At 40.9% G+C, this 4,132-nt stretch carries 4 protein-coding genes and 1 pseudogene; all 5 read left to right on the top strand.

The window, feature by feature from the left end:
• Nucleotides 1-224 (top strand): annotated as a pseudogene (locus tag KJQ12_RS09960) (IS3 family transposase); the annotation flags it as partial.
• A 65-nt stretch (nucleotides 225-289) separates the two neighbouring features.
• A complete protein-coding gene (locus tag KJQ12_RS09965) occupies nucleotides 290-1,009 on the top strand; it encodes a DUF4258 domain-containing protein (RefSeq protein WP_213484555.1) in 720 nt (239 codons plus the stop codon).
• Between the two features lie 738 nt (nucleotides 1,010-1,747).
• Nucleotides 1,748-2,395 (top strand): transposase, encoded by a 648-nt coding sequence (locus KJQ12_RS09970; protein ID WP_213484556.1) that lies wholly within the window; start codon nucleotides 1,748-1,750, stop codon nucleotides 2,393-2,395.
• Between the two features lie 398 nt (nucleotides 2,396-2,793).
• Nucleotides 2,794-3,129: an endonuclease toxin domain-containing protein gene (locus tag KJQ12_RS19885; protein WP_425315971.1), complete on the top strand. Its 336-nt coding sequence runs from the start codon at nucleotides 2,794-2,796 to the stop codon at nucleotides 3,127-3,129.
• 19 nt (nucleotides 3,130-3,148) lie between these two features.
• Nucleotides 3,149-3,592, top strand: coding sequence for a hypothetical protein (locus tag KJQ12_RS09980; protein WP_213484558.1), 444 nt, complete (start codon nucleotides 3,149-3,151; stop codon nucleotides 3,590-3,592).
• The last annotated feature ends 540 nt before the right edge of the window (nucleotides 3,593-4,132 follow it).

Genomic DNA, 4,132 nt, shown 5'->3' on the forward strand with positions numbered 1-4,132 from the left:
GAGCCGCAAGGGCAACTGCTACGACAACGCCTGCATCGAATCGTTCCACAGCATACTCTCTCAAAAAGGAACTCGTTTATCTGGAAAAGTTCAAGACCCGCAAGGAAGCGCAAAGCAAGATTTTTGAATATATCGAGTTTTTCTACAATCGCAAACGAGTCCATTCGGCGATCGGGTATCTCACACCCATTCAATGCGAACAAATGTACGATTATGTTGCGTAATTTTCTCGATTCCATGTGTCCAATCTATTGACAGAGGTCCAGGGGATATTGCGAATCCACTGACGTTGAATCTTTATACGTATGTGCTTAATAATCCATTAATTTATATAGATCCTAGTGGTCATGCATGTCAGTCAGCAAACGGGAAATATACCCATGCTGGTGATTGTACTAGCAATACTTCAATTTGGATACCCGATGAACTCTACCATGCAAGTAAAGACAAGTCATCAGAATTGTATGGGAAATCGTTTACTGAATTATATACCTTATATGGTGAATATCGTGCTATCAGTGGACTAATGGATAGTGTGAATAATTATTATGCTGAAAAATCGCGTCAAATAGTTTCTTTCATGAATGATATTACAGGTGTCACTGACTTACAAACTTTAGTTGACCCAAATGCTTCACCAATTGATGTATGGATAGCTGCAGCCTCGCTTATACCTGTACCTGGACCTGATGGGATTGATACGAAGCATTTAGGTAAGAAGTTTGGTAAGATGGGAACAGTGGTTTTAAAGCCTAAGGGATTAAAGATTACTGGTTATAGCGAACATGCGATAGAGAGGATGATAGAAAGAGGTTTAACAAAGAAAGATATAGCACGTATTGTTAAGAAACCAATGTTTGTATTAGAACAACGAAACGGTGGACGATACGCCTTTGTGTCGGGTAAGGGTGTCGCTGTTTTAAAGAACGATGGTACTGTAATAACTGTTTGGCATGCGAATGACTACGATAGCAACATGATCGCGATTATCGAGGAGTTGTCAAAATGAGTGTGACTTATTATTGTCCATTATTAAAAGGGACAATTACAGAGGGTAGATGCTTAGATATCAATTATGAAAACATTAGAATGAAAAAACCAGACGAGATAATTTCAATAGGAACTACATTTAATTATACACTTGATGAAATTAGGGAGAAATGCGAAATTTGTCCAAATAATCCTCTATAAATAATTACTTTGATTAACCGCATGTGAGTTTTCGCTCCATGTGGTTTTCTTCATGAATCTTGATTGTAATGATGTTGAAGAGACATATTAACTCTTGATTAAATGTCGGTAACCACATGTGGGAAATCCCTTGTGTGGTTACTGTTTTATTGAAATTACTTATCTACCGTGTAGAAGCAACGTTAGTACGGCATGAATCATGTGTACCCAATCTAAAGAGGCCGGGGAACCGGCCTCACTGGCGAGGAAATGTCTTGAAAATCTCCACAAGTAGCCTTTTCGTCATCTGAATATACCGAATGTCCTTTCCTTTCAGAATGGATATGACGAGTGGGACAGGCTGCCGGATGCCAATCCAATAGACGTTTACTGGGCCATTGGTCAACTGGTAAAGGTTCGGGCAGGACTGGCGGAACATTACGCCTCTACCCTTCGCCGGCTGCACCAGCAGCTCAGTTATCACTATTCGAGTTACAAAAAGTTTTTTCCAGAGTTAGATGGCAAGACGGCTCTTGCCTTCTGGGAGAAGTACCCGTCTCCCCGGTGTTTGAAAGATTTGGCAGAAGCGGAACTGGCCGAATTTCTGAAACGGGAGAGCAACCGTTACTTGTCGCTGTCCAAGGCAAGGCAAATTCTTAGCCTCATCGCCGAAGACGGTGACACCGAGCGGCAATATCAGGATCAGCGGGATTTGATTATCCAGACCCTTGTCAGGACACTACGTTCTTGCAGTGAGGAAATGCGGAAACTGGGGGGTGAAATGAGTGCGTTGCTTGATGAGATCGGATGCACGTTAGACAGCATGCCGGGCATAGACAAGGTGACAGCGGCTTGTTTTGTAGCCGAGATCGGGGCTATTGAGAGATTCGCAAGTGCTGAGAAACTGGCCCGGTTCGCCGGGATTGCGCCAGTCAGGCATGGCACAGGAGGCAAAGACAGACGGTATAAAAGCAAGCAAGGGAACCGGGTTCTTCATGAATTGTTCCGGCAACTGGCCATCCGTCAACTTGTCGTAGCAAAGAGTACCAAGCAGCCGCGAAACCCCTATTTTCTTTACTATTACGAACAGAAACTGAAGGAAGGCAAGTCGAAGCGCCAGGCAATTGTCTGCCTGATGCGTAAACTGGTTAACGTTGTGTATCACCTTTTGAAATATAAGGCCATCTATCAAATGCCGGACATTCCGCAACATAAAGCAGGGTGAAGTGTTTATATTTAACAAGGAAGAGGGTGTGGTTTATAAACTAGGATACGTATGAGGGGGAAATTACAAATCCTCTAAGTTTGAATCTTTATACGTATACCTATAACAATCCTTTAATTTATAGAGATCCGAGCGGACATGTTGTAGAGACTTTGATAGATATAGCGAGTATTGGTTGGAGTGCTTACGATCTCTATAAGAACCCAAGTTGGAAGAATGCTGGATTTTTATTGTGGGACATTGGAGCTGCCCTCCTGCCGTTTCTTCCTGGCTCTTATACTGCAAAAGGCGTAAATTTGTTAATGAAAGCAGATGATTTTGTCAAAGCTCCAACTGGAGTTTGGGCAAAGAAGCCTTTTGAAAGAGGATGGGAAATAGAAAAAGCATTGGGAGGAATGATGAACAACTTCCCGGTAATAGACAAATTTACCGTTGGGGCAAAAGGTATAGCTTCTTCTATTACAAGCATTAAGTCTATTGATGTAACAGCAAAAACGTATCAAAAAGGGAATAACTTTTATAATACAATAAAAGGGTATGTAGATGATTTAGCGAATTTTTCAACGACAACATATGGTGGAGTAACTGTTAAGGTGAATCAGAATACGTCAAGAATATTGGAACTGGCGCTTCCACCTGTGCAATTGACAAAGTCCCAAGCCGATCAACTTGATAAAATTACAAAAGAAGCGTCTAAGAAGGGAGTAAAAATTGTTATTAAGATTATTGAGTAAAAGATAAGGGGCAGTGTATATGGAGTTCAAATCGGTCAGCATTTATGTGACGCCGGACGAAGATTTATTTATTCTCTCTCGAGGAATCTCTAGAAAGTGGGGTGGAGCAATCATTGATATTGAGAGATATCGTTTTTTGGAAAAAAGTTATACAGATGATATGCTTGAGACATGTGTTCTTGAAGCATTTGAGGATTGGAACTCGATTGAACCTGCAGATGAATTAAAGCCGACAGCAATTGAAAAAATCCTAAAGATAAAAGGCTATTTAAAAGCTGTCAAGCGTATGAGTTACATTAATGTTGAATGGGATTCTGATGAGGGTTATAAAATTATACCAACTAAAAATAACGGCAAGAAAGGTTTTGTGCATTTAGAGGAAGAAGCTATCAGTATTGGTGGTACCGTTCGGGATGGAAACTTGGCTCATGCCATTAGAACTGCAATAATAAAATCAAAATAACTTTCTTTCAGCCGCATGCGAGTTTAGCGACTCCATGTGGTTTTCTTTTTGATGGAAAGAACATCTAGACCTTGGGGGAGGAAGACCTCAAGGTCTTTCTTTTATCCCACCCAGTGTCGGGATGAAGCGGGCAGCTTCATCATCAGATACGTAACCGTCATTACCTCAATATGGCATTCCTCCAATATGTTTGTACGCACATACATGCTTGAGATTTATACCCAAAATGTAGGAAAACTCTTACGTGGAGCAGGCCGATTATGGTCAGATAATACCTTAACGAAATTATTTAATGGCTGTTTTGGATCCTCATCCTGAAGACTATTATTACAAGGAATTTTCTCATTACAACTGGTACACTTTTCCTAATGGCAGTACTGCTGATTGGGTTCAGACGATTACTTGCTCTGCTTTGATTACCGAATGGATATAGTACCCAAAATTGTTCTGTTTAGATTGTGTGATAAAGAAAATAAGATTATCCTAAATTTCGAAAGCCCGTAATATCAAACACTGAATATAGTGGATCTGCCTCGCGGA

Source organism: Thermobacillus xylanilyticus (genome assembly GCF_907165215.1).
Classification (GTDB): Bacteria; Bacillota; Bacilli; order Paenibacillales; family Paenibacillaceae; genus Thermobacillus; species Thermobacillus xylanilyticus.

Excerpts from the sequence above, each read along its gene's own strand:
- KJQ12_RS19885 (WP_425315971.1), top strand. The coding sequence starts at position 2,794 with ATGAACAACTTCCCGGTAATAGACAAATTTACCGTTGGGGCAAAAGGT.
- KJQ12_RS09980 (WP_213484558.1), top strand. The coding sequence starts at position 3,149 with ATGGAGTTCAAATCGGTCAGCATTTATGTGACGCCGGACGAAGATTTA.